Source organism: Microbacterium testaceum (genome assembly GCF_001476655.1).
Classification (GTDB): Bacteria; Actinomycetota; Actinomycetes; order Actinomycetales; family Microbacteriaceae; genus Microbacterium; species Microbacterium testaceum_C.
On record NZ_LDRT01000004.1, the window covers coordinates 1 to 4976 of the forward strand.

A 4976-nucleotide genomic window follows, 5' to 3' on the forward strand; every position below is an offset into this window, starting at 1 on the left:
TGTATATACGTGACAGCTCTGATGCCGCGACCCTCGCCGACCCCTGACCCGTCCTCTCGCAACTGAACACCCGAAGTCACTTATCTGCACCACACAACCGAAAGGTACTGAGTTGAAGCTCAAGAAGCTGGTCGCCATGGGCGCGGCCTGCGGTATCGCGATCGCCGGGCTCGGCGTCGCCTCCATGGCGTCGGCCGAGCCGGTCTCGAACAGCTACGCGCTGGTCGGGTCCGACACGCTGCAGGACTCCGTCAACGCGATCACGAACGGAACGACCCTCACCGGCTCGCTCGTTCGCGTGACCTCGAACAACAAGACGCTCGGAAACTTCGACGCGTTCGGTGCGACCGCGATCCAGACCAAGCAGGGCGGTCCGTTCTTCGGTCGTCCCGCCGGTTCGGGCGCGGGCGTCACGGCCCTGCGCGCCTCGATCACGGGCGCGAACTACAGCGGCAACGCCGGTGTGCCGGCTCGCCAGATCACCGGTCAGGTCGACATCGCGCGTTCCTCGAGCGGCCCCGGCAGCAACGCCAACGCCAACGGCCTGCTCGCCTACGTCCCCTTTGCTCGCGACGCCGTCGGCTTCGCCTACAAGGGCGGCGACTCGTCGTGGGCCACGCTGAGCGCCGCTCAGCTGAAGTCCATCTACGAGTGCAACACCACGTCGGTCGGTGGCGTCACCGTGAAGCCGCGCCTTCCCCAGAGCGGCTCGGGCACGCGCAACTTCTTCCTCGGTGCGATCGGCAACCCCACCCTCGGCTCGTGCGTGACCGACGCCAACGGCACCACTCCCGAGAACGACGCCTCGGTGCTCGGCACGAACGACCTCATCCCGTTCAGCGCCGCCAGCTGGATCGCCCAGGCCAACGGCGCCACCGGGGTCAACACCACGCTCAACTCCGGCGTGAGCTTCGGCACCCCGGTGAACGGCGAGCCCGCGTTCACCGGCACCGCGCCCAACCTCGTCCCCAACACCGACTTCTACAAGGACGCGACCTTCGGCCGCGACACCTACCTGGTCGTCGAGTACGCGCGCATCGTCTCCGGCGACGCCAAGTACGACGCCGGCCTGGCGAACCTCGTCAACCCGTCGGTGTCGAACAGCCTCACCAGCTTCGGCTCCCTGCCGACCTCGGTCGGCGCGGTGAAGAAGAAGTTCGGCTTCCTCGCTCCCTCCACCACCACCATCCAGCGCGCGTTCGCGACGCTGTGACCTCGAGAACGGAAAAGGACTCCATCTCATGAACATCAAGAAGATCGGGACGATCGTCGCCGCGGCGACGGCGGTCTCTCTTCTCGCGGGCGGCTTCTCGGCCACCGCGGCGAACGCCGCCACCCCGGCGCCGCAGTTCTACCTCCTCGACAACAACGTCGGCGACCCGGTGCCCGACGGCACCGTCCTGCAGTGGGACTCGCAGGTCATCGCGGCTCCCGGGCCCGGCGCCGACTACATCACCACCCTCTTCAAGGGAACGAGTGACGCGACGGGCGTGGCGTACTTCATCGCCCCGCAGGGCAAGGAGAGCACCATGTCGGCCTGGACGGCGTCCAGCGACGGCGCCCTCACGCCCGGCACGGTCGACATCATGGCCCCGAACCTCACGCTCTCGGGCTTCCTGTTCGGCAACTGGGCGCAGGTCAAGGCGAACGGCGGCGACTTCAGCCTCGGCTTCGCCTGGACGCGCAACAACGGCCTGAACATCGCCGACGCGGGCGTGAAGTACGTCGGCATCCACGTCAAGCCCGGTGGCGACTGGACGTTCGACGCCCAGAGCTCGACCCCCTCGGCGACGGCTCCGACCATCACGACCACCGCTCTCGGCGCGGTCAAGGTCGGCGCGGCGTTCTCGCAGACGCTCGCCGCCGACGGCACCGCGCCGATCACGTGGGCGATCAAGGACGGCGGGGCCCTTCCCGCCGGCCTGACGCTCGATGGCTCCACGGGCGTCATCTCGGGAACCCCCACCACCGCCGGTGCGTACAGCTTCACCGCCGTCGCCACCAACAGCGCGGGCAGCAACGAGAAGGCGTTCACGGGCACGGTGGACACGGCCGCCCCGACCGCGCCGACCAAGCCGTCGGGCTCGTCGGCGAACAAGGTCGACGTGGCCGATCCCGCCAAGGGCGCGAAGACGATCACCGTCCCCGCCGGTACCGCCAACAAGGGCAAGACCCTCGAGGCGTGGGCCTGGTCCGACCCGACCGACCTCGGCCAGGTCGCCGACGACGGCAACGGCAACTTCTCGGTCGACATCTCGAGCCTGCCGGCCGGCGAGCACACCATCGCGCTGGTCGCCCCCGGTGACGCGACGTACACCGTGCTGGCCTGGGACACCTTCACCAAGCAGTCCGCTGCCGGTGACACCACGACCGACAACGTCGACCTGACCGCCGCCGTGACCGCGAGCGACCTCTGGTCGCTCAACGCCGAGGCCACCAAGGTCGACTTCGGCAGCGTGGCACGCGACAAGAGCGTGACCAAGCCCCTCGGCAAGGTCACCGTCGTCGACGACCGCAACGTCCTGAAGGGCTGGGACCTGACGGCCGCGTGGAGCCCCTTCAAGAACGGCGCGGGCGACGAGATCCCCGCGACCGCTCTCGCGGTGGCACCGAAGGCCTTCTCCGGTTACACCCCCATCACGGGTGTGACCGTGGGCACGGGCTCGAAGATCGCCTCGAGCACGGCCGTCTCGACGCTCACCACCGGTGCGCTCTTCGACGCCGACCTCACCTTCACCGCTCCGAAGGACGCGCAGACGGGCGACTACACGTCGACCCTGACGGTCACCCTCACCTCCAAGTGAGCTGACCCGCTCCGACGGCACGGGGGGATCCGCCCGATCCCCCCGTGCCGTCACACCATCAGCCCTCGTTCACCTCGGCGACATGCCCGTGTCGCCCCCATCTGCGGAGATGAACCGTGTTCTCCTCGACTCTGCGGCGCCGCTTCCCGGCTCTGGGCGCCGCCTCCCTCGCCACCGCGGTGATCGTCGCCTGTCTCGGGATGCCGTCCGCCGCCACCGCGGCCACGAGCACCGCCGTGCTCGCCACCGACGACGCCCCCGCCACCTCTGAAGGCGAGTCCGCCGTTACCGTGGGCGTGGCCACCCGCCCGGCGGGCGAGGACGGACGGCCCGACGGCCGCTCGCGGTTCAGCATCACCGCCGACCCCGGCCAGAGCGTCACGGATCGGGTGCTCGTCGGCAACACCGGCACCGCGCGCCAGGACTTCACCGTGTACGCCACCGACGCGTTCAACGACGACGCGGGCGAGTTCTCGCTGCTCCCCACGGACGCCACCCCCACCTCCGTGGGCTCGTGGATCCGCTTCGACGACGGCAGCGACCGCGTCACTTTCTCGCTGGATCCCCAAGAGGTGCGCCTGCTGACCTTCACGGTCGCGGTGCCGGCCGACGCCACGCCCGGCGACCATGTCGGCGGGGTCGTGGCATCCGTCCTCGAATCCGGCGCACAGGTCACCGTCGACCGCCGCGTCGCGACTTCGGTGTTCGCGCGCGTGGCGGGCGAGCTCCAGCCGCAGCTGTCGCTCACGAGCTACGAGGCGTCGTACGAGGGGGACTGGTGGAACCCCTTCTCCGGTCACGTGCGCCTGCACTACACCGTGAGCAACCCGGGCAACGTGGCCCTCTCCGCGAACCTCACCTCCGGGACGAAGACGTGGCTCGGGGTCCCGGCGACCGGCGACCAGGGTGGCAAGATCCCCGTCGTCCTCCCGGGCAACAGCGCGTCCTACGAGGACACCGTCGACGGCGTCGGTCAGTGGCTTTATCTCAATCCGTTCACGGTGCTCAGTCCCTTCGTCGAGTCTCCCGACGCGTCGATGCAGGTGTCGGTCGTCCCCATCACACGGGATGCCGTGACCTTCGCCGTGCCGTGGACGGTGCTGATCCTGGTGCTGCTGGTGGCGGGTGGCATCCTGCTCTCGCGGTGGCGTCGCCGGCGCGACGAGGTGCGGGCGCAGGAATGGATGGACTTCGTCGCGCAGACGGCGGCGGACGACGCCGCGGCTCTCGCGGGAGCCCGGACGGACGGGTCATGAGTCGTATCGGCCGAGCGAGCCGATCCCGCGCGCGGCGCGGCCCGGTCGGTCTCGCGGCACCGCGGGTTGCGGCCACGGGCGTCGCTCTCGCCCTCCTCGTCCTCGCCGGATCGACGGGGGCGAGCGCGAGCACGCCTTCCCCCGAGGACTCCGGCACACTGTCGGTCACCATCACGGACGGCTCGACGCCGACGCCGACGACGACGCCGTCCGCCTCCGCGTCGACGCCGGCATCCGGGGGGAGCGGTCCCGCGGGGTCCTCTTCCGGAGGCGGTGCCCGGCCCGTGCCTGTTCCCGTCTCGGGGACGGGCTCGGGCACCGGCTCGACCGGGGGCGGCACCTCGGCCACGAGCGAGGTCAGCATCGCGGGCATGGTCTACGTCGGCGGACTCAACGCCTCCGCCACCCCGGAGCTCGACCCGGCCGGGGGAGTGGTCGAGGTCTGGTTCAGCGTGCGCAACGCCGCGTCGACGCCTATCGACGCCACGGCCGACTTCTGGATGGACACGGGGATCTTCCCCCAGCGACTGGATGCCGTCGACGACGTCGCCATCGCCGGGTTGCAGCCCGGCGAGACCCGGGTCGTCTCGGCGCGTCTCCGCCACGGCGGGCAGTGGACCCTCCTCTCGACCCACGTCACGCTGACGCCACCCGAGAGCGTGGATGGCGTCGCCCTCACTCCGGTCACGCGTGACGCGCTGGCGCTGCTGTTCCCGTGGGTCATCACGGGGCTCGTCGTCCTCGCCGGGCTCGCGGTGCTCGTCGTGCAGATCGTGCGACGGACCGTGCGGGGCACGGCGCCTGCCGCGGTGGCGACGACGTGACGATCCTCGAGCGCCTCGGAGCGCGTCTGCCCACGGGTGCCCGCCCGTCTGGAGCCGGCGCCCGCCCGCCGGCCGCGGGCCCGACCCCGCCC

At 70.6% G+C, this 4976-nt stretch carries 4 protein-coding genes; all 4 read left to right on the forward strand.

Going from position 1 to position 4976, the window contains the following annotated elements; all coding sequences use genetic code 11:
* Window positions 1-112 precede the first annotated feature (112 nt).
* Complete coding sequence (locus NS220_RS00745) at window positions 113-1213, forward strand: hypothetical protein (RefSeq protein ID WP_058622207.1); 1101 nt, start codon at window positions 113-115, stop codon at window positions 1211-1213.
* A 28-nt stretch (window positions 1214-1241) separates the two neighbouring features.
* Window positions 1242-2804: an Ig domain-containing protein gene (locus NS220_RS00750; RefSeq protein WP_058622208.1), complete on the forward strand. Its 1563-nt coding sequence runs from the start codon at window positions 1242-1244 to the stop codon at window positions 2802-2804.
* 116 nt (window positions 2805-2920) lie between these two features.
* Window positions 2921-4060 (forward strand): hypothetical protein, encoded by a 1140-nt coding sequence (locus NS220_RS00755; RefSeq protein ID WP_058622209.1) that lies wholly within the window; start codon window positions 2921-2923, stop codon window positions 4058-4060.
* Window positions 4057-4884, forward strand: coding sequence for a hypothetical protein (locus tag NS220_RS00760; protein ID WP_058622210.1), 828 nt, complete (start codon window positions 4057-4059; stop codon window positions 4882-4884). Before NS220_RS00755 ends, NS220_RS00760 begins: the two co-directional genes overlap by 4 nt.
* Window positions 4885-4976: the final 92 nt, after the last annotated feature.

What these genes read in the sequence shown, in the direction of transcription:
- NS220_RS00760 (WP_058622210.1), top strand. Translation starts at nt 4,057, where the DNA reads ATGAGTCGTATCGGCCGAGCGAGCCGATCCCGCGCGCGGCGCGGCCCG.
- NS220_RS00750 (WP_058622208.1), top strand. Translation starts at nt 1,242, where the DNA reads ATGAACATCAAGAAGATCGGGACGATCGTCGCCGCGGCGACGGCGGTC.